This is a genomic window from Glycomyces luteolus (assembly GCF_027622875.1).
Lineage (GTDB): Bacteria > Actinomycetota > Actinomycetes > Mycobacteriales > Micromonosporaceae > Glycomyces > Glycomyces luteolus.
In genome coordinates, this window is record NZ_JAPZVP010000019.1 from 56,129 (window position 1) to 79,505 (window position 23,377).

20 protein-coding genes are annotated in these 23,377 nt (G+C 68.5%); 14 read left to right on the plus strand and 6 right to left on the minus strand.

From position 1 onward, the window contains the following. Positions 1-15 precede the first annotated feature (15 nt). A complete protein-coding gene (gene gcvT / locus O1R50_RS20850; RefSeq protein WP_270112126.1) occupies positions 16-1,098 on the minus strand; it encodes a glycine cleavage system aminomethyltransferase GcvT in 1,083 nt (360 codons plus the stop codon). A 75-nt stretch (positions 1,099-1,173) separates the two neighbouring features. Here gcvT and O1R50_RS20855 point away from each other — a divergent pair, with 75 nt between their 5' ends. Beyond that, positions 1,174-2,646 carry a leucyl aminopeptidase gene (locus O1R50_RS20855; protein ID WP_270112127.1) on the plus strand — a complete coding sequence of 491 codons (1,473 nt, stop codon included), beginning with the start codon at positions 1,174-1,176 and terminating at the stop codon, positions 2,644-2,646. Between the two features lie 127 nt (positions 2,647-2,773). Here the strand turns inward: O1R50_RS20855 and O1R50_RS20860 are convergent, their stop codons facing one another. After that, positions 2,774-3,106, minus strand: coding sequence for an oxidoreductase (locus O1R50_RS20860; protein ID WP_270112128.1), 333 nt, complete (start codon positions 3,104-3,106; stop codon positions 2,774-2,776). Positions 3,107-3,321: 215 nt separating this feature from the next. Here O1R50_RS20860 and lpdA point away from each other — a divergent pair, with 215 nt between their 5' ends. From lpdA to O1R50_RS20885, 5 genes are all read left to right on the plus strand, one after another. Beyond that, positions 3,322-4,710 (plus strand): dihydrolipoyl dehydrogenase, encoded by a 1,389-nt coding sequence (gene lpdA / locus O1R50_RS20865; protein ID WP_270112129.1) that lies wholly within the window; start codon positions 3,322-3,324, stop codon positions 4,708-4,710. A gap of 27 nt (positions 4,711-4,737) precedes the next feature. Further along, positions 4,738-6,453, plus strand: a complete 1,716-nt coding sequence (sucB, locus tag O1R50_RS20870; RefSeq protein ID WP_270112130.1) for a 2-oxoglutarate dehydrogenase, E2 component, dihydrolipoamide succinyltransferase — start codon at positions 4,738-4,740, stop codon at positions 6,451-6,453. A 287-nt stretch (positions 6,454-6,740) separates the two neighbouring features. Beyond that, positions 6,741-7,172 (plus strand): hypothetical protein, encoded by a 432-nt coding sequence (locus O1R50_RS20875; RefSeq protein WP_270112131.1) that lies wholly within the window; start codon positions 6,741-6,743, stop codon positions 7,170-7,172. A gap of 101 nt (positions 7,173-7,273) precedes the next feature. Beyond that, positions 7,274-8,245, plus strand: coding sequence for a phosphotransferase family protein (locus tag O1R50_RS20880; protein WP_270112132.1), 972 nt, complete (start codon positions 7,274-7,276; stop codon positions 8,243-8,245). After that, positions 8,242-9,246 carry a phosphotransferase family protein gene (locus tag O1R50_RS20885; protein ID WP_270112133.1) on the plus strand — a complete coding sequence of 335 codons (1,005 nt, stop codon included), beginning with the start codon at positions 8,242-8,244 and terminating at the stop codon, positions 9,244-9,246. The genes O1R50_RS20880 and O1R50_RS20885 overlap by 4 nt, the downstream gene beginning before the upstream one ends. On the opposite strand, the gene O1R50_RS20890 is transcribed toward O1R50_RS20885, so the two are convergent. After that, complete coding sequence (locus O1R50_RS20890) at positions 9,247-9,405, minus strand: hypothetical protein (RefSeq protein WP_270112134.1); 159 nt, start codon at positions 9,403-9,405, stop codon at positions 9,247-9,249. 226 nt (positions 9,406-9,631) lie between these two features. Between O1R50_RS20890 and O1R50_RS20895 the strand changes: the two genes are divergently transcribed. Together O1R50_RS20895 and O1R50_RS20900 are read left to right on the plus strand one after the other, a co-directional pair. Continuing rightward, complete coding sequence (locus O1R50_RS20895; protein WP_270112135.1) at positions 9,632-10,447, plus strand: class I SAM-dependent methyltransferase; 816 nt, start codon at positions 9,632-9,634, stop codon at positions 10,445-10,447. 210 nt (positions 10,448-10,657) lie between these two features. Next, on the plus strand, positions 10,658-10,948 hold the full coding sequence (locus O1R50_RS20900) for a hypothetical protein (RefSeq protein ID WP_270112136.1): 291 nt from the start codon (positions 10,658-10,660) through the stop codon (positions 10,946-10,948). Positions 10,949-10,982: 34 nt separating this feature from the next. Here the strand turns inward: O1R50_RS20900 and O1R50_RS20905 are convergent, their stop codons facing one another. Both O1R50_RS20905 and O1R50_RS20910 read right to left on the minus strand, forming a co-directional pair. Then, positions 10,983-11,507: an acyl-CoA thioesterase gene (locus tag O1R50_RS20905; protein ID WP_270112137.1), complete on the minus strand. Its 525-nt coding sequence runs from the start codon at positions 11,505-11,507 to the stop codon at positions 10,983-10,985. Between the two features lie 79 nt (positions 11,508-11,586). Continuing rightward, positions 11,587-12,573 (minus strand): hypothetical protein, encoded by a 987-nt coding sequence (locus O1R50_RS20910; protein ID WP_270112138.1) that lies wholly within the window; start codon positions 12,571-12,573, stop codon positions 11,587-11,589. 162 nt (positions 12,574-12,735) lie between these two features. Between O1R50_RS20910 and O1R50_RS20915 the strand changes: the two genes are divergently transcribed. The 3 genes from O1R50_RS20915 to O1R50_RS20925 all read left to right on the plus strand — a co-directional run bounded on the left by O1R50_RS20915 (position 12,736) and on the right by O1R50_RS20925 (position 18,021). Further along, complete coding sequence (locus O1R50_RS20915; protein WP_408612773.1) at positions 12,736-13,365, plus strand: flavin reductase family protein; 630 nt, start codon at positions 12,736-12,738, stop codon at positions 13,363-13,365. Positions 13,366-13,437: 72 nt separating this feature from the next. Then, positions 13,438-15,078 (plus strand): FAD-binding dehydrogenase, encoded by a 1,641-nt coding sequence (locus O1R50_RS20920; RefSeq protein WP_333490273.1) that lies wholly within the window; start codon positions 13,438-13,440, stop codon positions 15,076-15,078. Between the two features lie 327 nt (positions 15,079-15,405). Next, positions 15,406-18,021: a transglycosylase domain-containing protein gene (locus O1R50_RS20925; RefSeq protein ID WP_270112140.1), complete on the plus strand. Its 2,616-nt coding sequence runs from the start codon at positions 15,406-15,408 to the stop codon at positions 18,019-18,021. Positions 18,022-18,182: 161 nt separating this feature from the next. Here O1R50_RS20925 and O1R50_RS20930 read toward each other — a convergent pair whose 3' ends face one another. Next, on the minus strand, positions 18,183-19,415 hold the full coding sequence (locus O1R50_RS20930; RefSeq protein ID WP_270112142.1) for an amino acid deaminase/aldolase: 1,233 nt from the start codon (positions 19,413-19,415) through the stop codon (positions 18,183-18,185). Between the two features lie 78 nt (positions 19,416-19,493). On the opposite strand from O1R50_RS20930, the gene O1R50_RS20935 reads away from it, so the two are divergent. The 3 genes from O1R50_RS20935 (at position 19,494) to O1R50_RS20945 (ending at position 23,368) form a co-directional block, all read left to right on the plus strand. Continuing rightward, complete coding sequence (locus O1R50_RS20935) at positions 19,494-20,813, plus strand: D-arabinono-1,4-lactone oxidase (RefSeq protein WP_456298967.1); 1,320 nt, start codon at positions 19,494-19,496, stop codon at positions 20,811-20,813. A gap of 124 nt (positions 20,814-20,937) precedes the next feature. Beyond that, positions 20,938-21,651: a pyrimidine reductase family protein gene (locus tag O1R50_RS20940; RefSeq protein WP_270112145.1), complete on the plus strand. Its 714-nt coding sequence runs from the start codon at positions 20,938-20,940 to the stop codon at positions 21,649-21,651. Further along, positions 21,644-23,368, plus strand: coding sequence for an ATP-binding protein (locus O1R50_RS20945; protein ID WP_205327924.1), 1,725 nt, complete (start codon positions 21,644-21,646; stop codon positions 23,366-23,368). The genes O1R50_RS20940 and O1R50_RS20945 overlap by 8 nt, the downstream gene beginning before the upstream one ends. The last annotated feature ends 9 nt before the right edge of the window (positions 23,369-23,377 follow it).

Genomic DNA, 23,377 nt, shown 5'->3' on the forward strand with positions numbered 1-23,377 from the left:
CGGGTCTGGCTGGGCTTATTTCGGCGTGGCCTTCGTAAAGGGGGGCTTGACAACACGAATTGGCAACCGGCGGCCACGCACGTCCAGTTCAAGCTCGGCCCCGGGCTTGTACCCCGCGTCGAGCAGCGCCAGCGCCACGCCCTTCTTCAGGCTCGGCGCGTGCGTCCCCGATGTGGTCTCCCCCACGATCTCGTCGCCGTCCATGACCGCCATGTGGGCGCGCGGCACGCCCTTGCCCGTAGCCTCGAGGCCCCAGAGCTTCCGCTTCGGGCCCGCGGCGCGCTCCGCCTCCAGCGCCTCCTTGCCCCAGAACTCCGGCTTGTCCCAGCCGATCGCCCAGTTCAGCCGCGCCTGCACCGGCGTGATGTCGCGGCTCAGGTCCTGGCCGTGCAGCGGGTAGCCCATCTCGAGCCGCAGCGTGTCGCGCGCGCCGAGCCCGCACGGGGACGCGCCCGCGACCAGGATGCCGTCCCACAGGTCCACGGCCGCCTCGTTCGGGACGACCAGTTCGAAGCCGGTCTCGCCCGTGTAGCCGGAGCGGCAGACGATCACGTCGGCCGTGTTCACCAGGTGCTCGCGGAAGGTCATGTACCCGTGGTCGTGCGGCAGGCCCAGGTACTCGAGGATGCCGGGCGAGTCGGGGCCCTGCACCGCGATCACCGCGAAGCCGCGGTGCACGTCGCGCACCTCGATCCCCTCCGGAGCGGCCCCGCTCAACCGGCGCGCCACCTCGGCCGTGTTGGCGGCGTTGGGGATCAGGAACACCTCGTCGTCCGAGAAGCGGTACGCGATGAGGTCGTCCACCACGCCGCCGGACTCGTCGAGGCACAGCGTGTACTGCGCGCCGCCCGCGCCGATCCGGTCCAGGTCGTTCGCGAGGCACCGGTTCACGAAACCGGCCGCGCCCGGCCCCGTCACCCAGATCTTGCCCAGGTGCGAGACGTCGAAGGCCCCGACCCGGGTGCGCACCGCCTGGTGTTCGGCGAGCACGCCGCTCGCGTACTGGAGCGGCATGTTCCAGCCGGCGAACTCGGCGAACTTGGCGCCGTGGAGAAGATGGCGTTCGTGCAGGGGCGAGGTGAGCAGTGTCTCCGACATGGGACAGAGACTATCGCGGCCGTCCCAGTGACTAGGATCGGAGCATTTGGTCCCAAGAACAGCTAAGGATGGATCGTGACAGCTCTGATCTCCGCCTCGGGCGACATCGCTGCGGCCGACGCCGAAGTGCTCGTCGTCGGCGTCTTCTCCGGCGAGGACGCCCCCGTGCTCCCCGAGAGCCTCGCGGGCGTCGACGCCGCCTTCGGCGGACGCCTCGCCGAGCAGCTCGCGGTCCTCGGCAACACCGGATCGTCCTCCTCGCTCACCCGCCTCCCCGCCCCTGACGCCCTCGCCGCGAAGCTCGTCTACGCGATCGGCCTCGGCGACGCCGACGACCTCGACGACGAGACGCTCCGCCGCGCCGCCGGCACCGCCGTTCGCGCCGCGTTCGGCAAGGAGACCGTGGCCATCGCGTTCGAAGGCGACCCCGAGGCCACCGCCACCGGAGCCGCCCTGGGCGCCTACAAGTTCGCGGGCTACAAGACCGACGGAAACGGCGACGCGGCCCCCGCCGAGGTGCGGATCTACGGTGCGAGCGCGGACGCCGCGGCCAAGGCGGCCGTGCTCGCCGAGAGCGTCGCCCTCGCCAAGGACTGGGCCGACACCCCCGCCAACCTGCTGCGCCCGCCCGCCTTCGCCGTCGAGATCGAGCGGGCCGCCACCGCCGCGGGCGTCGAGGTCGAGATCCTCAACGCCGAAGCGCTCTCCGCGGGCGGCTACGGCGGCGTCCTCGCCGTCGGCGGCGGCTCCTCCGCCGAACCGCGCCTGGTCCGCCTCACCTACCGGCCCGAAGGCGCATCGTCCAAAGGCGCGGTCAAGCACGTCGCGTTCGTCGGCAAGGGCATCACGTTCGACTCCGGCGGCATCAACATCAAGCCGGGCGCGGGCATGTGGGACATGAAGGGCGACATGGCCGGAGCCGCGGCCGTCGTCGGCGCGACGATCGCCGCCGCGAAGCTCGGCCTCAGCGTCAACGTCACGTGCACGGTGGCGCTGGCCGAGAACATGCTCTCCGGCTCCTCGTTCCGCCCTTCCGATGTAATCACCATCCGCGGCGGCAAGACCGTGGAGGTGCTGAACACCGACGCCGAGGGGCGGCTCGTGCTGGCCGACGCGATCTCGCGCGCCCTCGAGGACGAGCCCGACGCGCTGTACGACGTGGCGACGCTCACCGGCGGGCAGCTCATCGCGCTGGGCCGGCGCACCATGGGCCTCATGGGCACCGACACCGAGACCGAGCGGCTGCGGCGCATCGGCGAGGTCACCGGCGAGCACGGCTGGCCGATGCCGTTCCCCGAGGACATCGTGAAGCTCATGGAGTCCTCGATCGCCGACGTCTCGCAATGCGCGACCGGCCTCAAGCGGGACGGCCACATGGTCCAGGGCGGGGTCTTCCTGTCGAAGTTCGTGCCCGAAGAGCTGCCGTGGGCCCACCTCGACATCGCGGGCCCGGCCGACTCGGACTCGAGCTACGGGTACATCGCGAAGGGCGCGACCGGCTTCCCGGTCCGCACGCTCGTGGCGCTGCTCGAAGAGTTCGCCGCGTAACCGCAGTGACGCGAGGAAGGGCCCGGCCGATGGCGCCGGGCCCTTTGCTCCGTCCGCCCTCACCACCACGTGGCGGGACAGTGCGGTGAATATTGCGGAATCGTTGTGTTGCCGAGGGTCGAAATCGCTATTGCTGGCGCTGCTGCTCGAGCTTCCGACGAGCGTCGTAATCCCGTTTACGCTGCGGATATCCAGTCTTGGCGACCTCGTACACCGGGGTGCTGTACTTGCGGCCCAGGGCGAACGCGCCCGCCGGACCGTCGACGCGGCGCCGCGTCCACTCACCGTCATGCGCGATGAGCATGACCGTCGTCTCAGTGACGGTGGTCTTCGGCTCGAGGTAGGCCTCGACACCGGTGCGCGTCTTGATGAAATCGATCAGATGCCGCTGGTCAGCGCTGTCAGAGGCACGGTCCAGCGTTCCCTTGCCCTGTTTCTTCTTCCGTCCGAACAAGCCCACGGCCGATCCTTCCCGCACCACTTGAGGCGTGATTTCCAAGCGTACACATGCCCTAAGACACCTGTGTCCAGCCGCACACGAAGGGGACTTTCCGAATGCTCGCAGCAAGCGGTTGAATGGTGTTGCACACTCCAACCACAGGGTCTGGCCGATCACGAGTCGTCGCCGGTGGAAGGATGGGCTCCGAACCTAAGCATCGTTAAGTGGGGAGAGCAATGAGCGACCCGAACGCAGGATACGACGTAGTCATCCTGGGCGGCGGCAGCGGCGGCTACGCCAGCGCGTTCCGCGCGGCTGAGCTGGGGCTGTCAGTGGCCCTGATCGAGAAGGACAAGGTCGGCGGCACCTGTCTGCACCGCGGCTGCATCCCCACCAAGGCGCTGCTCCACGCCGGCGAGGTCGCCGACACCGCTCGCGAGTCCGAGCAGTTCGGCATCCTGGCCGAGTTCAAGGGCGTCGACATGCCGGCCGTGAAGAAGTACAAGGACGACGTCGTCTCCAAGCTGTACAAGGGCCTTCAGGGCCTGGTCAAGGCTCACAAGGTCGAGTTCATCCAGGGCACCGGCAAGCTCGTCGGCCCGAACACGATCGAGGTCGACAACGGCCAGAAGGTCACCGGCCGCAACATCGTCCTCGCCACCGGCTCGTACTCCAAGACCCTTCCGGGGCTTGAGATCGACGGCGAGAAGGTCATCACCTCCGAGCACGCGCTCGAGCTCACCGAGCTGCCGAACAAGGCGATCGTCATCGGCGGCGGCGTCATCGGCGTCGAGTTCGCCTCCGCCTGGAAGTCGCTGGGCGTCGACGTCGAGATCATCGAGGGCCTCCCCCGCCTCATCGCGGCCGAGGACGCCGACTCGTCGAAGCAGCTGGAGCGCGCGTTCCGCAAGCGCGGCATCAAGTTCCACACCGGCAAGTTCTTCGAGAAGGTCGAGAAGACCGCCTCGGGCGTGCAGGTGACCATCGCGGGCGGCACCGTCGTCGAGGGCGATGTGGTGCTCGTGGCCGTCGGCCGCGGCCCCGTCACCGACGGCATCGGCTACCAGGAGCAGGGCGTCAACATGGACCGGGGCTTCGTCCTGGTCGACGACAACCTGCTGACGAACCTGCCGAACGTGTACGCCGTCGGCGACATCGTCCCCGGCATCCAGCTCGCGCACCGCGGCTTCCTGCAGGGCATCTTCGTGGCCGAGCACATCGCGGGCCTGAACCCGGCCCCGATCGACGAGACCGGCATCCCGCGCGTGACCTTCACCGAGCCCGAGGTGGCCTCCATGGGCCTCAACGAGGACAAGGCGAAGGAGAAGTACGGGGCCGACAAGATCAAGTCGGTCAACTACAACCTCGCGGGCAACGGCAAGTCGAACATCCTCAAGACCCAGGGCTTCATCAAGCTCGTGGCGGTCGAGGACGGGCCGATCGTCGGCGTCCACATGGTCGGCGCGCGCATCTCCGAGCAGATCGGCGAAGCGGAGCTGATCTACAACTGGGAGGCCTACGCGAACGACGTCGCCCAGCTGATCCACATGCACCCCACCCAGAACGAGGCGATCGGCGAAGCGGCGATGCTGCTGGCCGGCAAGCCGCTGCACGCCCACGACTAATCCACAACCGCAGGAGTTGAACGAACGATGCCGACATCGGTAACGATGCCCGCTCTCGGTGAGTCGGTCACCGAGGGGACTGTCACCCAGTGGCTCAAGAAGGAAGGCGACACCGTCGAGGTCGACGAGCCGCTGCTCGAGGTCTCGACCGACAAGGTCGACACCGAGGTTCCTTCGCCCGTCGCGGGTGTGCTGCTGAAGATCGTGGTCCCCGAGGACACGGATGTCGAGGTCGGCGGCGAGCTGGCGATCATCGGCGACCCCTCCGAGGCGACCGGGGACGCCCCGGCGGCTCCGGCTCCGTCCCAGGAGCCGCAGCCTGAGCCCGAGCCCGAGCAGGCTCCGGCCGCTCAGGAGACCAAGCCCGCCGAGGCGCCCGCCGCTGCGGCCCCCGCTTCCGGCGGTGCGGCCGAGGGCACCGAGGTCCTGCTCCCCGAGCTGGGCGAGTCGGTCACCGAGGGCACCGTGACGTCTTGGCTCAAGGCCGTGGGCGACACCGTCGAGGTGGACGAGCCGCTGCTGGAGATCTCGACCGACAAGGTCGACACGGAGATCCCGTCCCCGGCCGCGGGCACGCTGCTGGAGATCCGGGTCGCCGAGGACGAGACCGCCGAGGTCGGTTCCGTGCTCGCGATCGTCGGCTCCGGTTCGACCGCCGCCGCCGCTCCGGCCCCGGCCGCCGAGCCGACCCCGACGGTGAAGTCCGAGCCCGAGCCGGAGCCCGCTCCCGTTCAGGCCGAGAGCACGCCGACGAAGCCGGCCCCGGCTGCTCCCGAGACCGCGCCCGCGCCTGCGGCTCCCGCCGCGACGAAGCCTTCGGGCTCCTACGTGACGCCGCTGGTGCGCAAGCTCGCCTCGGAGAACGGTGTGGACCTCGCCGAGGTCACCGGTTCCGGTGTGGGCGGTCGCATCCGCAAGGAGGACGTCCAGGCCGTCATCGACGCAAAGAAGGCCCCGGAGCCCGCTCCGGCGGCTGCCGCCCCGGCCAAGGCCGCTCCGGCCCCGGCCGAGGTCAGCCCGCTGCGCGGCCGCACCGAGAAGATGAGCCGCCTGCGTCAGGCCGCCGCCAAGGCGCTGCTGAACTCGATGCAGTCCACGGCCCAGCTGACGACGGTGCGCGAAGTGGACGTCACGAAGGTGGCGAAGCTCCGGGCGGCCAAGAAGGACGAGTTCCTCGCCCGCCACGGCGTGAAGCTCTCCTTCCTGCCGTTCTTCTCGATCGCCGCGATCGAGGCGCTCCAGCAGTACCCGGTCGTCAACGCCTCCATGAACATGGAGGAGAAAACGATCACCTACCCGGACGCCGAGCACGTGGGCTTCGCGGTGGACACGCCGAAGGGCCTCATCGTCCCGGTCGTCAAGAACGCGGGCGACCTGAACATCCCGGGTCTGGCCAAGCGGATCGCCGAGATCGCCAAGAAGGCCCGCGACGGCGGCCTGGCGCCCGACGACCTGTTCGGCGCCACGTTCACCATCACCAACACCGGTTCGGTGGGCGCGCTGTTCGACACGCCGATCGTCCCGCTCGGACAGTCGGCGATCCTCGGCACCGCCGCGATCGTCAAGCGCCCCCGCGTGATCAACGACCCTGAACTGGGCGAGGTCATCGCGGTGCGCTCGGTCATGCACCTGACGCTGAGCTACGACCACCGCCTCATCGACGGCGCCGACGCGGCCCGCTACCTCGAAGCGGTGACGAAGCGGATCGAAGAGGGCAACTTCGAACACCAGCTGGGCCTGTAAGGACAGTCGGAGACACCGGCAGGGGGGGGGGGGGGGGGGGGGCCGCCCCCCCCCCCCCCCGGGGACTCGACCACCACCCCGCACGGTGGCCGTGTACGCACTGGGGTACACCCGGGGGGGGCCGGGGGGGTATCTCCCCCCCCCGCCCCTGCCGCTTGCAATAGCCACAGCCCTGCATGTGCAGGGGGCCACCACAAGTCGCGCCTTCTACCCGTAACCGGCAAAGCGTGTCCTCGTTGTTCCTACAACCCACCTTTTGTGACCCCACGCGGAAGTTAGGAACTCGAATGTCGATCGAGTACAACGAACTCCTCGCCATGTTGATGGAGACACGCCCCGAATTCGCGACCGAGCTGTACAACTGGACCGACGGCCCCGACCTTCCCGACTACGACGCGATCACCGTCTCCCGCAGGACGATCACTCTGCCCGAGCAGTCGAACCACCTCCGCGTCTGCGTCGCCGCGGCCTATTCCAAAGGCGGCGAACGGGTCGTCGCCCTCCTGTTCGACGCCGTGCTCGAGCCCGACCCCGCGCAGGCCGAGTCGTGGCTGCGGTTCATGACGGACGCGCAGCGGGCCCTGAGCTGCATGGTCGCGCTGGTGGTGCTGTGCCGGGACGAGGAGATGGCGGATTGGGCGCTCACCTACAGCGCTGTCGGCGACATCGGCTGCTATGTACTGCCGGTGGTGATTCCCTCTTTGCTCGCGAACGCCTAGAATGGAACCCGGCCCTCGCCGCCGTCCCCACCACGGCAGCGAGGGCCGCTCGCACGCCTAAACCGATTGCGTCCCTCGCCGCTCCCCTCCACACTCAACCCATGTCCCGATTCGGACCCACGGTCCCTTACGACGCCACCGCCGTCCGCGACACCTGGCCCACGCTCCCCGCGTACGTCCAGGAGCGCATCATCGCCGAGCTCGGCGGCAAGCCCGCCGACATCCGCATGGCCGGCGGCGGCTTCAGCGGCGCCTTCGCCGCCCGCATCCGAGCCGAGTCCGGGACCGAGCTCTTCGTCAAGGCCGCAGGCAGCAAAAGGTCTTTCAGCCTCCACGCCTGCCGCCAAGAGGCCCGCGTCAATCCGGCGCTCCCCCAAGGCGTCCCGGCGCCGCGCCTCGAATTCGCCGCCGACTTCGAAGACTGGATCGTCCTCGGCTTCGAAGCCGTCGACGGCCGCGCCCCGACGCTCCCAATGAGCTCCCGTGACCTCACCCTCATGCTTGACGCGTGGGCCGCAGCCGCCGCCGCACTCACCCCGGCTCCGCAGCAGCTGCTCGACCTCGGCGTCAGCGCCGCCCCCATCGACGGCCACCTGCGCCAATTCACCGGCATCGCCGCGGGCGACATCGAGCCGTTCCCGCTCCCGCCCGCCTTCGAAGGCCGCATCGACGAACTCGCCGAGATCGAGCAGGACATCGAAGCGGCCCTGACCGCCGACTCGGTCATGCACTTCGACCTCCGCCCGGACAACATGATCGTCGGCGCCGACCAGGCCTGGATCTGCGACTGGAACTGGGTCCAGGTCCACTCGACCTGGTTCGACACCGCGTGCTTCCTCGTTGCGGCCCATGGGGACGGCCACGACGCCGACGCCCTCTTCTGGGCCCACCCCACCGCGGCGGGCGTCACCCCCGACGAGCTCGACACCGGGCTCGCCTCGATCACCGGCTACTACCTCAGCCGTTCCGTCGAACCGCCGTTCCCGGACGTGTCCCCGCACATGAGGGCCCACCAGCGCTGGAGCGGCCTGGCCGCCGCCGACTGGCTCGCCCAGCGGCGAGGCTGGACGTGACAGCCGCCCAGACGCCGACCTCGTCCGGACCCACGTCACTGGGACCGGCGGCGCGACTCGACTACGCCGCCACCGCGATCCGGCCCGCGTACGCGACGCTGCCCGCATCCGTGCGCGCCCGCATCAGCGCCGAACTCGGCGGCGAACCCCAGACGGTCTCGGTCGCGGGCGGCGGCTTCACCACCGGATTCGCGGGCCGCCTCCGATCCGCGTCAGGTACCGAGCTCTTCATCAAAGCCGCAGGCCCGCTCACTCCCGAAGTCCGCGAAGCCTACCGAGACGAAGCCCGCATCACGGCCGCGCTGCCATCCGAGATTCCGGCCCCGGGCGTCCGCTTCCACGCCGACATGGACGGCTGGACCGTCACCGGATTCGAAGCGCTTCAAGGTGAACCGCTGACACTCCCCATGCGCACCGGGGCGCTCGGCCTCGTCCTCGACGCCTGGGCGACCGCCGCGGAAGCCCTCAACCCGCCTCCCCCGGCCCTCCTCGCGTGCGGCATCAAACCCAAGACCGCCGCGAACCTCAGCTTCTTTCAGAACGTCGCGAGTGGCGAGACCCCGCCGATCCCGCTGCCGCCGAAGCTCTCCGGGCGATGGGAGGAACTCGCGGCCATCGAGACCGGCACCGACCGAATCCTGGCCACCGGCCAGGTCTCCCACGGCGATCTGCGCCCCGACAACTGCTTCCTCGGCGACGGCCGGGCCTGGATCTGCGACTGGACCAAGCCGCGCTTTGTGCCGCCCTGGGTGGACACGGTGAACCTGCTGGTCGTCGCCAACGGCGACGGCCACGACGCCGACCGTCTCTTCTGGGCTCATCCGACCGCTGACGGCGTCACCGGCGACGAACTCGACACCATGCTCGCCGCGATCACGGGCGCACTGCTGGCGGGCTGGAACGGCGCCCCCAGGTGGATCGTCTCCCCTGCGATCCACGCCCACATGCGCTGGGGGGCGCTTGCGGCGGCAGACTGGCTCGCGAACCGCCGCGGCTGGTGATCACTCCTCGCCGAACAGTTCCGATGCGCTCGATACGAACGGGGCCTTGAACAGCCACGACTCGATGAGCGTGTCATCGGTGCACGCCGCGAACCGCTCGCGTTCCTCCTCAGTGAGGCGCACCCCGTTCGCGTCGAGGAACGCGAGCACCGCCCTCACCAGTCTCGCCCTAGTCTCGACCCGGACCGTTTCACGACCCGCGGCCCGAGCTTCGGCTCGGCGTTCAAGTGACAGGTTCCTCATGGCAACACGCTATGCGCTGGCAGACGCAGGCCCTGGAACCGCGAACCCGTGTCGCCTGCCGAGTTCTCGACAGGCACTACCACGATTCCATTATTCAGGAAATCGGTCCCATATAGTAAACGCGTCTCGGTAGAGTCCCCCCATGGCGAAAGAGACTGCGACCTACATCCACGGCCACCACGAGTCGGTCCTGCGTTCGCACGCTTGGCGAACGGCGGAGAACTCGGCCGCGTACCTGCTGCCGGAGCTGCGGCCGGACAGCACGATTCTCGACATCGGCTGCGGCCCAGGCACCATCTCGGCAGACTTCGCCGCTCTCGTACCGGACGGCCATGTCACGGCGGTCGACTACGCACCGGCGATCGTCGAGCAGGCCGCGAAGGAAGCCGGGTCGCGGGAGCTCGGGAACATGACCTTCGGAGTGGCGGATGTCCACGATCTCCAGTACCCAGACGACAGTTTCGATGTGGTGCACGCCCATCAGGTTCTCCAACATGTGGGCGATCCAGTCCAGGCCTTGAGAGAGATGCGCCGCGTAACCAAGCCCGGCGGCGTGGTCGCAGCGCGCGACAGCGACTACCGGGCCTTCACATGGTTCCCAGAATCCGAAGGACTGACCGACTGGCTGGACCTCTACGAAGCGGTCGCGAGGGCCGGCGGAGGCGAACCGGACACGGGCCGCCGTTTGAAGTCCTGGGCGCTGCGAGCAGGATTCCCGGAGGAGTCGGTGAAGGCGACCTCGAGCACCTGGACCTTCAGCAACGAGCAGGACAGGTCTTGGTGGGGAGGCTTGTGGGCCGACCGAGCACTGCACTCCGACTTCGCAAAGCAGGCTGTTGAAGGTGGACATGGCACCCAGGAAGAGCTGCAAGCGATCTCGGAGGCATGGAAGACCTGGGGCAAGAACCCGGAAAGCTGGCTCATGATCCCCCACGGTGAGATCCTGGCAAAGGCCTGACGGCAGGGAAGCCACGGCCGTAGCGACGAAGCCCGTGGGTCGGAAGGCAAAGCCTTCCGCCCCACAGGCTTTCGATTTTCAGCGTGTGAACACCGGCTCAGATCAAGGTGCGCCGAGCATCACTCGAACAGCGAAACTGTCGGTGGTCGTCTCTACACTTTCCGCAACGGGCGCATCGTCCCGACAACTGCACAACAACTGGAGGAACCGATGTCCACACCCGAACTCGAGAACCTCGCCGAATCCATAACCGCGCTCGCAGGGGCCCGTGACCGAATCCCGCTCAATCACCTGCTCCGCGAGACCGCGCTGAACATCCTCATCCTGGCCCGCATCGCCTCGAACCGCCTAGACGATCGGCTCCGCCGCGAGGAGATCGAATCTGCTGCCGATCACCTCGTCACCCAACTCCGCCACGCCGCCTGGGAACTCCCGCCACCGCCGCCGATGGCACCGCCCTCGCCACCGGACCCGTCGCCACCGCCGCCACCCGCGCACTAGCCAGGCGCAAAAGGCCGTTCAGGGCGGCCGCGACTCACTTCGTTCCGTTGATCCGGGTCGCGGCAGTCCACTGGAGCAGCCACTCCGGCACCTGCAGGTCGGCCGGGAATCCGCCGGCGAGCTTCTCGAGTTCATCGTGCTCCACCGATCCCCCGGACTTCTTGAGGAACCGGGTCCGCACGAAAGCCTGGGCGTACACGGTGTCGCCGACGCAGAAGTTCTGCTCGATGTATCCCCATCGCTCATCGAACCCGATCACCCGGGTCCGCAGCTCGAACCGCTGCCACGGCTGCAGCGACTTCCGGTAGGTGATGGTCTGCCCCGCCACAACGGGATACCAGCCCTGCTCCTTCATCTTCGCCCAGAACCCGGACCGCATCATCAGATCGATCCGACCGACGTCCATGATCGTCAAGTACCGCCCGTTGGTCATGTGCCCCAATGGATCAAGATCGGTCGGCACCACCCGGAACGGAGTCGCAGCCGTATCCCACAGACTCATCGCTTCGCGCCGCCGCAACCGCAGCCAGAGCAACAGGAGCCGAAAGTACAGGTTCATCAGACCACCACCCGGGCCTCAGCAGCCTCATCCCAAAGAAGCTTTGTTACCCGACAGTAGCATTCCATAGCGGTCAAGCTCAGGTACGTGCCACCGGCCAGCCGACGAAGGATCCGTTCGCTTCGTAGACGAGCGAGATCCCGACAGACTCGATGAGCTCTCGAAGGTCCGGCTTAGGCGCCTCGGGGAGCAGGATTGCCAACAGGGGCGATGGTTCGATGGAGCGGCGGTAATCGAAGAGCTGCCCGATAGCCATCCTCACCGAGTTTCTATCAGCTTTGCCCTTCGCTTCATACAAGACCTGTGCCGTGACATCGAACAGGTCAGTCTGGAAGCCTGACCGTTGACCGCGAGGACTGACGAACCACCGTTTGGCGACGTGTTGTTGCTTGCCAAGGAAGGCTTCAAAGCGGTCGACAAGCGCGCCCTCGCGTCGCTCGACTACAGCTTCGGCGGTGGCCTTGCGCAGGAATGCCTTCGCTGAGTTCTGTTCAAGCTCGATCAGTTTGCTAGTTGCTTCGTCGATCGGATCAAGTAGGGGCCCGGGGTGGGTCTCGGTATACGTAGTCTCGATTGCTACCGGCATGTAGTCGATCGGTGGCCTCGCGATCTCTCCGACTGGCCGTAGCCGGAAGACGTAGACGTCTCGCTCACCATCACCGCCCTGGTCAGCGCGGAGAAAGTACGGCCTTGTCTGGTCGATCGCAAACTTGCCGACATACTGGTGGCGCTTCTTATCCCGCCCCGCGACCTTGCCGACCGCCCAAAACAGCAGAAGGTCTCGGTCTTCCTCTCGATGGTTGAGGATCGCGCTGTTCCCGTCGCTTAGCTTCTGTGTGCCCTGATCCCGTTGGCCTTCCCCGCTGTAATACGCAACGGTGCCAACCTCGTCCTCCTCAGCATCCAAGCTGTCGTGGTAGCCATGCCCTCTGCCTTTCGAGGGGTCCGCGTACAAGAGGACGAACGGGCCTCTCGATGCGCGAGCGATTCCCCGCATACGGCGGCCACCGAAGATTGCTTCTAGGTCGTCCCGGGTATAGATGCCTCCGAGCTGCAGCTGCTCCATCTGATCTTGCAACCTCCTTGAGTGCCTTCATAAGCAGAGGCACCAGTCTAGATCCGCGGAATGCTCGTAAGGGTTCTTGAACGCCACGTCGCTTCCTGGCCAGCCGCCGGGGCGTCAGGCGAGTTGAGTTGGGGGTTCGAAGTGATCGAGGTGGAGGCTGTCTTGCATGTGAGTCTGGATTTGAAGGTGCTGTACTTCGGTACTCCTGTGGTGCTGATCAGCAGTCGGAATGAGGACGGGTCGGCGAACCTGGCGCCGATGTCGTCGGCTTGGTGGTTGGGGCAGTCGTGCATGCTCGGGTTGGGGAACCGGGCGAAGACCAGCGAGAACCTGCTTCGGGAGGGCGAGTGCGTGTTGAACCTGGTGCCGTCGGGTCTGGTCGGGGCCGTTGATCTGCTGGCGCCGCTGACCGGGTCGAATCCCGTGCCGGAGCGGAAGGCCGCCAAGGGATATCGGTACGAGCCCGACAAGTTCGGGGCCGCAGGGTTGACGCCTCAGGCGTCGGAGGTGGTCGGGGCGCCGCGGGTGCGGGAGTGCCCCGTCCAGCTCGAATGCCGGGTCGAGGGCGCTCATGCGTTCGGGGAGAACGCGAGGGCGTTCGAGGTGCGGGTGGAGCGGGCGCATGTCGAAGAGCGGCTGGTGATTCCGGGGACGGACTATGTGGACCCGATCGGCTGGGATCCTCTGATCATGAAGTTCTGCGAGTTCTTCGGGGGCGGAACGAACATTCACGCCTCGGCGCTCGCCTCCGCTTGGCGTATGCCGCATCAGGGGATGACAGCGGCTGGTTGACGTGGGTCTCGGCTGCTGGTATATCTGCGCTACGCGCCAGTAGGCGTTGTATCTGCTGGGGAGGCGCGGGCGATGGACAGTGACGTCATCGTTGTCGGGGCGGGGTTGGCCGGATTGGCCGCCGCTTCGGAGTTGGTCAGGCTCGGGAAGACCGTGACGGTGCTGGACCAGGAGGGCGAGCAGTCGCTCGGGGGGCAGGCGTTCTGGTCGTTCGGCGGCCTGTTCCTGGTGGATTCGCCCGAGCAGCGGCGGATGGGCATCAAGGACTCGCACGAGCTGGCGTGGCAGGACTGGGTCGGCACGGCCGGGTTCGATCGGCCCGAGGACGAGTGGCCCCGCAAATGGGCCGAGGCGTATGTCGATTTCGCTTCCGGGGAGAAGCGCGCGTGGCTGCACTCCCTCGGCGTGCGGTTCTTCCCCGTGGTCGGGTGGGCCGAGCGCGGAGGCTATACGGCGCAGGGGCACGGGAACTCGGTGCCGCGCTTCCACATCACGTGGGGCACCGGGCCGGGGGTCGTGGAGCCGTTCGCGCGGCGGGTGCGGCAGGCCGAGATCGACGGGAAGGTGCAGTTCAAGTTCCGGCACCGGGTCGATGACCTGATGTTGACCGACGGCGTCGTCACCGGAGTGTCCGGGACGCTCCTTTCTCCCGACGAGTCGGCGCGCGGGGTCGCGACCACGCGGGAGTCGCTCGGCGAGTTCGAGCTCTCCGCGGAGGCGGTCGTCGTTACCTCCGGTGGGATCGGCGGGAACTTCGATCTCGTGCGGCAGAACTGGCCCGAGCGGTTGGGAATGCCGCCGAAGCGGCTCATCTCCGGGGTGCCGGCGCATGTGGACGGCCGGATGCTCGGGATCGCCGAGGCGGCCGGAGCGAACCTCGTCAACCGCGACCGGATGTGGCATTACACCGAGGGCATCGAGAACTGGGATCCGATCTGGCCCCACCACGGGATCCGGATCCTGCCCGGTCCCTCGTCGCTATGGCTCGACGCCACTGGGAAGCGGCTGCCCGCTCCTTTGTTCCCCGGGTTCGACACCCTGGGGACGCTGGAGCACATCATGACCACCGGCCACGAGTACACGTGGTTCGTGCTCACCCAGAAGATCCTCGAGAAGGAGTTCGCGCTCTCCGGCTCCGAGCAGAACCCCGACCTGACGGGCAAGGACATCAAGCTGCTGCTCAAGCGCGTGCTGCCCGGCGCGCCCGGGCCGGTGGAGGCGTTCAAGAAGCACGGTGCGGACTTCGCGGTCGCGGCCACGCTGCCGGAACTGGTGGCGAAGATGAACGGGATCACAGGCGAGGGCCTGCTGGACTATGACACCGTGCGGGCAGCGGTCGAAGCGCGTGACGCCGAGATGGACAACAAGTTCACGAAGGACTTGCAGGTCACCGCGCTGCGAGGGGCGCGGAATTACCGGGGCGACAAGCTCATCCGGGTCGCGTCCCCGCACCGGCTGCTGGACCCGAAGGCCGGGCCGCTCATCGGCGTGCGGCTGAACCTGCTGACGCGGAAGACCTTGGGCGGCTTGCAGACGGATCTGGACGGGCGCGTGCTGCGGGCGGACGGGTCGCCGCTGCCGGGGCTGTACGCGGCCGGTGAGGCGGCCGGGTTCGGGGGCGGCGGGATGCACGGGTACCGGTCCTTGGAGGGCACGTTCCTGGGCGGGTGCCTGTTCTCGGGGAGGCAGGCCGCACGCGGGCTCGCGGGCTGACCGTCCGCTGATCGTAACGGTGTGTGCCGGTTCGTCACCCCCGTGCCGGTTCCGATGTGGCGCTAGCGGTCTAAGGTGGTCTATAAGCGGCCTTCCTCACCCGCGAAACCGAGCACTCCTCGCCTACCGGGCGTGGTCCGCTAACATCCAAGGTTCTGCGGGCGTCGGCCTCCCTGCTCCTCGGCGGCGCTCGCGGAAGCCGAACGCAGTCCGCACGCCGCGGGTCGGCACCTCACAACTCGTGGATGGTTGAGCATGAGCGACTTTCAGCACCCTGCCCCATACCGACCGGCCGGTCCCCCTTCCGGCCCGCCGGTGGGTCCGCCGGTGGGCCCGCCGTCCGTCGCCGGCGGCGGCAACATGGGCCGTGCGTCGGTGGTCGGTGCCGCGAAGCCCAAGCCTGTCCCCGGCGCCCCGAAGCAGGGCCGCCGGAAGAAGATGTCCGTGCGCCGCCGCCGCGTCTACGCGGCCCTCATCATGGCGTGCCTCATGATGCTCGGCGCGATCACCGTGGCCGGGTCCTGGTTCTTCCAGAGCGTCCCCGCCCCGGAAGACCTCAAGTTCGGCGAGTCCACCACCTTCACCTACTCCGACGGCGAGACCCAGATCGCCGGGTACGGCGAGTTCACCCGCAAGCTGGTCGACGACTACAAGGAGATCCCCGACCAGGTCATCTGGTCGCTGCTCGCCTTGGAGGACAAGGACTACTTCGAGCACGAGGGCGTCGACTACAAGGGCACCATGCGCGCCCTCATCAACAACCTCAAGGGCGGCGACACGCAGGGCGCCTCGACCATCAGCCAGCAGTACGCGGGCATGGTCACGGACATCCGCGGCGACATCTCCTACGGCCGCAAGGCCCGCGAGGCCGTCATGGCCATGAAGCTCGAGCAGGACAACTCCAAGGAGACGATCCTCCTCCACTACCTCAACCTCAACTTCTACGGCCGCGGCGCCTACGGCATCGAGGCCGCCGCCGAAGTGTGGTTCAACAAGAAGGTCGAAGACCTCACCTGGGGCGAGGGCATGATGCTGGTCATGCAGGTCAAGGCCGGTGACGGCTCGTTCGACCCGCGCGTGGCCGAAGAGGGCAGCACCGCCCCGCTCGACCGCTGGACGTTCGGCATGGAGACCCTGCTCACGCTGAAGGACGAGATCAAGGAGGACCAGCGCGCGGCGATCCAGGCGGAACTCGAGGCCGGGATGCCCGAAACCCAGATCGCCCTCGAGAACCCGGGTTCCTGGGGCCACGACACCTCGACCGGGTTCATCACCAACCCGAACGACGGCTACATCTGGGACGAACTGGAGAGCCGCTACGGCCTCACGCAGGACCAGTTCTACGGCGAGAAGGAGGGCACCGGCGGGTACACCGTGGCGCTCACCATCGACAAGGACGTGCAGGCCGCCGCCGTAGCGACCGCCAGCCGCGGCGACCTCAAACGCCAGAAGAACGAGAACGACCAGTGGGTCGACGAGAACAACGAGGTCGTCGACACCAGGGAGGAAGCGGCCGAGTACCGCAACGAAGACGACTTCTTCGAGTTCGAGAACGACAACGACAACGCCGCGCTCAGGAATTACCACCCGTCGATGGCCGACGCGGTGGCCGCCGTCGAGCCGGGCACCGGCGCCGTCCGCGGCTACTTCGGCGGCATCAACGGCCTCGGCATCGACAAGGCCGGCATAGAGAACCCGCACCCGCCCTCGTCGACGTTCAAGATGATCACGGCGGCGACGGCGATCGAGAACGGCGCCTCGATCGACTCGTGGTGGAACTCGGACTCGCCGCGCAAGTTCGAGAGCCTCGGCGACACCAACGACGGCGAGCTCTCGAACGCCGGGCGGATCGAGAACGTCGACATGACCCTGACCGAGGCCGTGCGCCAGTCGCGCAACACCCCGATGTACGCCATCGCCGAGGACTACGGGGCGACGGCGATCCTCGTCAACGCCATCGAGATGGGCCTGCGGACCATGCAGGACCAGTCCACGGGCAACATCTACCGGTTCTACATCGAGGACGACGGCACGATCACCTACTCGCTGCACAACGTCGTCGAGAAGGCCGACGGGAGCTACGAGACCGACCCCAACGGCAACATCGACCCGCTGGCCTCGGTCAACGGCCTGGACGACAACGAGCAGCCGGTCCGGACCCCGCTCAACCTCGACGACCCCCGCAGCCCGTTCGACTACCAGATCGGCTTCGGCCAGTACCCGACCTCGGTGCTGGACATGGCGACCGTCTACGCGACCATCGCGAACGACGGCACCGCCGTGGAGACCCACTTCGTGGAGGCCGTGTACAAGAAGGACGGCACTGAGGTGAAGCCGATCCGAGAGCTGGAGGAGACCCCGGCGCTCGACGCGGGCATCGCGCGGAACCTCCAGTACGTGGGCTCGACCATCGACGGTGACGCCGGCGCGATCGACCGGGCCTACACCGGCAAGACCGGTACCTGGGAGGCCACGGCCGAAGGATACGAAGACGCCAACGCCCACACCTGGTACGTCGGCGCGATCCCGCAGATGAGCATCGCCGCGTGGGTCGGCAACGCCACGGCCGAATCCGCGCCGCTGCTGAACGAGGACGGCGGCACCGACGACGTCTTCGGTGGCACCTTGAGCTATCCGGTCTGGAAGCAGTTCATGGAGGCCACGATCGAGGTGAAGGGCTACGAGAAGGAGAGCTGGCAGGAGGCGACCCCCGTCGGCTCGCCCATCGTGGACGACATCCTCAACGAGGACGGCACGATCGACGCCGACAGCCAGTACTGCGCGGCGAACCCGACCGACTCGCGGTGCGCGCGGGCGACGCCCCCGGGTCAGGAGACCTGCGACCCGATATCGCAGATGCTCGGCCTGTGCCAGCCCGGTGGTGGCGGCGGCGGCGGTGGCGGCGGCGGTGGCGGTGGCGGTGGCGGCCGCGACGACGACTGATCGCTGCAAAGCGAACGGGCCCGGAGGGACATGATCGTCTCTCCGGGCCCTTTGCATTGCGGCACAGGGTGTCGGCGTAACGGCTCGGAATGTCGCCCCCAAGACGCCGCGACCTGGTGCGTTGCGGCCCAAGGCGTCGCGACACTCGGGCGAGTCCGCGCTCAGGCGAAGGCGTGGCCCTCGCCGCGGTAGGTCGGGACCTCGGCGACGACTTCGCCGTTCCTGACGAGGTGGATGGTGTTGACGCGTTCGGCCAGTTCACCGGCCTTGGCGTGGCGCATCCACACGCGGTCGCCGATGGCGAGGCCGTCGGCCGCGCGGCCCTTGAGCGGGGTCTGGACCTCGCCCGCGCCCTCGGTCTTCGAAAAGCGCATGCCGGAGGGGAACGTCGGCTTCGGGAGCCGGTCCGGGCCCGGCACGCCCGAGGCGACCCAGCCGCCGCCGAGGGCGGTGACGATGCCCGGTCGCGGGCGCCTCACGACCGGCAGGGCGAAGAACGCGGCCGGGATCGGGCGGATCGAGCGGTAGCCGTCGAAGAGAGCGGGCGAGTACAGGCCGGACCCCGCGGCGATCTCGGTGACCGACGGGTCCGCGGCGGTCGAGATGACCGAGCCGGTGCCGCCGCCGTTCACGAATTCGAGGTCGGCGACGCTGCGCACGGCGGCCACGGCCTCGGCGCGGCGCTCGGCGAGCTCGATCCGCGAGACGCGCTGCATGAGCCGCACCAGCGGATACTTCAGCGCCGCAGCCGAGAAGGCGTCCTGGACCCCCGCGATCTGGCCTTCGTAGCCCATGATGCCGACGAGGTCGACGCCCGGGCGCTTGTCGATCTCGTGGGCCATGTCGAGCGCGTGCTCGGGCGTGCGCACCGGGGAGCGGTGCGCGCCGATGTGGACGCGGCCGCCGAGCAGTTCGAGCGAGACGTCGAGTTCGAGGCACAGCCGCAGCGGCCGCGACGGGTTCGGCTCGACATGGCGGCGCAGGAAGTCGAGGTGCTCGACCGAGTCGACCATGAGCGTGATGCGGCGGGCGAGCTCGTCGTCGGCGGCCAGCGCGCGGAGCGCGTCCGTGTCGGCGGTCGGATAGGCGACGACGATGTCGTCGAACTCCTCGGCGAGCCAGAGTGCTTCGGGGAGGGTGAAGCCGAGGATGCCTTTGAATCCGGGCCCGGCGAGGGCGCGGCGCATGAGGGCGCGGCAGCGCAGGGATTTGCTGGCCAGCCGCAGTGGTTTGCCGATGGCGTTGCGGCGCAGGATGGCCGCGTTGGTGTCGAAGGCGCCGAGGTCGACGACGGCGAACGGGGGTTGGAGTCCGGCGGTGGCGCGGCCGAGTTCGGCGAACCGGTGTTCGAGTGCGGCGGGGGCATCGACCCCGGTAGCTCGCTGGTAGCCCATCCGACTTCCCTTCGGCAGCTCAATTGGGGTTAGATGAAAGCTACCGTGAAGTTCGCCTCACATTCAACCGGAGTGGCTATGGGAGCTGCCGTGGGAACCTCGATCTGGCATAACTGGTCGGGCACCGAGATCGCCGACCCCGCCCGCACCGTCAGACCCGGCAGTGTCGAGGAGCTGTCCGCGGCGGTGACCGCGGCGGCGTCTGACGGGTTGCGCGTGAAGGCGGTGGGCGCGGGGCATTCGTTCAGCGGTATCGCGGTGGCGGACGGCGTGCAGGTCGACATGGGCGGTCTCGACCAGGTGGTGCAGGTTGGGCCGCGGACCGGGCTCGTGACCGTGGAGGCGGGGATGCCGCTGTGGCGGTTGAACGCGATCCTCGACGCGCACGGGTTGGCGCTGGAGAACATGGGCGACATCGACCGGCAGACGATCTCGGGAGCGATCTCGACGGGGACGCACGGGACCGGGGACCGGTACCGCGGGTTCGCGTGGCAGGTCAAGGGATTGAAGCTGGTCCTCGCGGACGGATCGATCGTACAGTGCACGGAGTTTGAGCGGCCGGACTTGTTCGCTGCGGCGAGGCTCGGCCTCGGGGCGCTCGGGGTGATCGCGGAGGTGACGCTGCAGTGCGTCCCGGCGTTCCGGCTGAAGGCGGTCGAGCGGCCCGAGCGGCTCGACGCGGTGCTCGGCGACCTCGACGGGCTGGTGTCAGAGAACGACCATTTCGAGTTCTACTGGTTCCCGCACACCGAGCGGACGTTGACGAAGCGGAACAACCGGTACGCGATGTCGGAGCCGAGCCGGGCGCCGAGCCGCCTGTCGTACTGGTGGAGCGAGGGCTTCACCGAGAACGCGCTGTTCGAGGCGAGCAACCGGGTGGGGGCGCGGTTCCCGGGAATGGTGCCGGGCCTGAACCGCCTCGCCGGGCGGGTGTGGAGCGCCCGGGAGTACACGGACGTGTCGCACCGGGTCTTCACGTCGCCGCGGTCGGTGGTGTTCCGGGAGATGGAGTACGCGCTGCCGCGCGAGGCGCTGCCGGGCGTGCTGCGGGAGCTGCAGGCGATGGTCGAGCGGGAGCGGCATCTCGTGTCGTTCCCGGTCGAGGTGCGGTTCGCGGCGGCGGACGACGTATGGCTCTCGACGGCGCAGGGGCGGCGCACTGCGTATGTGGCGGTGCACCAGTACCACCGGCACGACCACGAGGCGTATTTCAAGGACTGCGCGGCGATCTTCGACGCGGTGGACGGGCGCCCGCACTGGGGCAAGATGCACTCGCTCGACGCTAAGCGCCTCGGCGACCTGTACGAGCGCTTCGACGACTTCCTCGCAGTGAGGAAAGAGGTCGACCCCGACCGCCGCTTCTCGAACCCGTATCTGGAGCAGGTCCTCGGCGACTGATGCACCCGATTGGCGCCGACGAATGCTCTGATAGATCGCTTCGTCCGTGGCGAAGTGCGCGGTTGTCGGGGCCGTGGGCTACCTTTTGGCCGTGGCAGAGGTGCGGTTCCGAAAACTCGATGAGATGACTGACGACGAGGTCTACGCGGCGTACGCGCCGCTCGCGCCGGATTGGCTGCGGGTCAACTTCGTCTCCAGCGCCGACGGCGCGGCGACCCTGGAGGGCCTCTCCGGCCCGCTGTCGGGCGCGGAGGACAAGCGGGTGTTCAAGGTCCTGCGGGCGCGCTGCGACGTGCTCGTCGCGGGGTCCGGGACCGTTCTCGCCGAAGGGTACGGGCCGCTGGTCCTCTCCCCCGAACGAATGGCCTGGCGACGGGCGCAGGGCCTGCCCGAGGTCCCGGTGATGGCGATCGTGTCCCGCACGCTCTCGCGGCTCAGCCCCCGCGCGGGGATCTTCGCCGAGGCGCCGCGGCGCCCGATCGTGATCTGCCCGCGAGACCTTCCGGAGGCGCGGATCGAACCGCTCCGCGAAGTCGCCGACATCATCGAGACCGGCGTCGGCACGGTGAATCTCAAGGGCGCGATGGGGGTCCTGCGCGAGCGGGGCATGGGCCAGATCCTCTGTGAAGGCGGGCCGCGCGTCTTCGGCGAGCTCATCGCCGAAGACCAGGTCGACGAGCTCGACCTGACGCTCTCGCCGCTGCTCGCCGGAGCCGGAGCGGTCCGCATCGCCGAGGGCCGCGAGACCGCCGAGGCCAGGCGCCTCGAGCTGCGACACGTCATCGAAGCCGGGGGCAATCTCATCCTGCGCTACGTGCGAGGATCGACCGATGAGTGAATCGGTGGGCCGCGTGCTCGGCACGGAGGACGCGACGCCCCTGTCGTTCTGGGTCGGGGTCGGGCCGGAGGCGTACGCCCAGCTCGACGACGTGCTCACCACCGAACGCCAGGTGCCCGGGGTCGGCACGGTCCGCATCTCCGGCGTGGTCACCTCGGTGCGCTCGCGTCACGAAGGGGCGCAGTTCGACTCGGACGTGTTCGACATCGCCGGGGGCCTGCTCCCCGCGCAGGTGCAGGAGGCCGCCGAGGTCACCGTGACCCGTGTGGAGCCGGAGGTGTTCGTGCCGCCGCGCCCGGGCGCCGAGGTCCAGCGCGCCTCCGGTGAGGACCGCGACCGTGCCCTGTACTTCGACGGCATGGCCCGCCAGGTGCCGCTCGGGTTCTCGCGCGACGGCCAGCCGGTGTTCCTCAACCCGGACTTCCTCGACGGCACGAGGGGCGCGCACGTCTCCATCTCGGGCATCTCGGGCGTCGCCACGAAGACCTCGTTCGCGACCTGGATGCTCTACTCGCTCCTCCACTCCGGCGCGCTCGGCGCGGAGGCCGCGAACACGAAGGCGCTCATCTTCAACGTCAAGGGCGAGGACCTGCTGCTCCTCGACCACGACAACACGAAGATCGACGACACCGTGCGCGACTCGTACCGCCGCCTCGGCATGGAGCCCGGCGCGTTCAAATCCGTGGAGGTGCTCGCGCCGCCGCGCGAGGGCGACTCCAACGGCATCCCGGACGTGGCCTGCCGGTCCACCGGCGTGGACGCGTTCTACTGGACCCTCGCCGAGTTCTGCCAGCTGAACCTGCTGCCGTTCGTGTTCGCCGACGGCGACGACGACCGCCAGCAGTACACGATGGTCGTCCACCAGGTCGCCGCCCGGCTGCGGAAAGAGGCCCGCCCCAAGGACAACGGCGCCATCAGCGTCGACGGGCGGCTCCTCACCAGCTACCGCGACCTCGTCGACCTCATCTGCGAGCGCCTCTCCGACGACGAGACCCGCACCGAATGGGCGGGTTCGGCGATCGGCCTCGGCACGGTGAACGCGTTCATCCGCCGCCTCATCGCCTCCGGCCGCGACATCGGGCGGCTCATCCGCGGCGACCTGCCGCCGAAGGGCGCCGTGCTCACCTCGGAGGCGCAGGTCACCGTGGTGGACCTGCACAACCTGCCCGACCGGGCCCAGCGCTTCGTCGTCGGCGTCGTGCTCCGCACCGAGTTCGAGCGCAAGGAGAAGGCCGGCACGGCGCGGCCGCTCCAGTTCGTCGTCCTCGACGAGCTCAACAAATACGCGCCGCGCGAGGGCACCAGCCCCATCAAGGACATCCTGCTCGACATCGCCGAACGCGGGCGCTCCCTCGGGGTCATCCTCATCGGCGCCCAGCAGACCGCGTCCGAGGTGGAGCGTCGCATCGCCTCCAACTCCGCGATCCGCGTCGTCGGCCGCCTCGACGCCGCCGAGGCCACCCGACCCGAATACGGCTTCCTCACGCAGGCGCAGCGCATGCGCGTGCTCATGGCCAAGCCCGGCACCATGTTCGTGGCCCAGCCCGAACTCCCGGTGCCGCTCGTGGTGAACTTCCCGTTCCCCGCCTGGGCCACCCGCCCCGCCGAGGCCGGGTCCGCGCCCGCCACCGCACGGCCCGGCCGTGCCATCTCCGCCACCGCCAAGGTCGACCCGTTCGACCTCGCCGGTGACGACGAAGACGACATTCCTTTCTAGGAAGACCAG